The following is a 1,212-nucleotide window of genomic DNA, read 5'->3' on the forward strand; positions in this document are numbered from 1 at the left end:
AAGACCGATTCGTAACGGCGAACATTGCCCGACTTGTCGACGTAGTTACTCGATGTCCGGGCTACGTGCATAGCGACTGGTTTAGCCACATCACAATGCTACAACGTGAATTCGTTCCACATCAGCAACAACACGCTACTATTAGTGGCTACACTTTTCCTGCCGAGTCGCCACAAAACCCAGCTCAGCACCCCATTTCCCTTATTTACCAGCAGTAACTTCGGACTAGACCGGAGGTCAAGTCCCGAGACGTGGTGTAGCAACGCTCGATCGCCCGACCCTTGGGCGGGCAGGTCCGGCGGTGCGAGATCCGCCTTTGTCGCTACACCGCGTCCCCGGGCGCAGCCCTGCGCGGCGCGCCCGCAAATTCGAACGTCCGGATTCAGCTATTCGGCGCCCTTAAGATGTCGTGATGCTGCACGTATCGTCATTGTTCGTTGCCGGCACCGCCACGCTGGACGAATACGGCGCGATCAATGCGACGCGCATCCCGATGACCTGGTTTCAGGTCGACCAAATGCCGCTCTGGGCAAAGGTTCCCGTTGTTCTGGTGGTGCATGCCAAAGCAGGTGGTGACTACGACCCGGAACTCCACGTCGTGTGCAAGGACCCCGCCGGGGTGCCGCGCGGAACCCTCAAAGCCAGTTGGCACTGGCCCGACGACGACGATAAAGCATCCAAGTACCGGTGCTTTACCCAAGAACTCTCCTTCCCGATCGAGACCGAAGGCGAGTACACGATCGGCGCCTACTATGACGAGCAAGGCAAATTCGAGCTGTCCACACCAATACCGATCTCGATCCTTTTGGCCGCCCAGACTCCGCCCGGCGACGAGGGCGAAAGCGCTGAGAACGACGACCGCGGCTAGGCTAGACCGACGACGTCCCCTGTCCACGAACAGCCGCTAGTTGCCTCATGCAGTAGCTGAGCACACGTATGACGTTGCGCTGCAATATCATCCACCGGCGGATAAAGTATGTGTGGGATGTGGTGTCGGCTATGGGGATTCGTCCTCTTCGTCGTCGTCGCCGTCGCGGAGCAGCTTTTCGGGGTGGTGCATGGTGTTGGTGCGGGGTTGGCCGCGGTCTTGGTGGGTTGGGGGGAGCCATTCGGTGTCGCCGTGGGTGTTTTTGCGGGTGGTCCAGCCTTGGTCGGCCAGTTTGTGGTGGGGTCCGCAGGCGAAGGTGAGTTGGTTGCTGTCGGTGGTGGCGG

General features: G+C 59.9%; 1 protein-coding gene and 1 pseudogene. One reads left to right on the plus strand and one right to left on the minus strand.

The features are described from left to right. Positions 1-412 precede the first annotated feature (412 nt). Positions 413-868, plus strand: a complete 456-nt coding sequence (locus EET03_RS26200) for a hypothetical protein (RefSeq protein ID WP_244232552.1) — start codon at positions 413-415, stop codon at positions 866-868. A gap of 129 nt (positions 869-997) precedes the next feature. Here EET03_RS26200 and EET03_RS26205 read toward each other — a convergent pair. Continuing rightward, positions 998-1,212 (minus strand): annotated as a pseudogene (locus tag EET03_RS26205) (HNH endonuclease signature motif containing protein); the annotation flags it as partial.

The sequence above is a fragment of the Mycobacterium innocens genome, assembly GCF_900566055.1.
GTDB lineage: Bacteria > Actinomycetota > Actinomycetes > Mycobacteriales > Mycobacteriaceae > Mycobacterium > Mycobacterium innocens.

Bases quoted from the DNA above. Each gene is read 5' to 3' on its own strand.
- EET03_RS26200 (WP_244232552.1), top strand. From the start codon at position 413: ATGCTGCACGTATCGTCATTGTTCGTTGCCGGCACCGCCACGCTGGAC.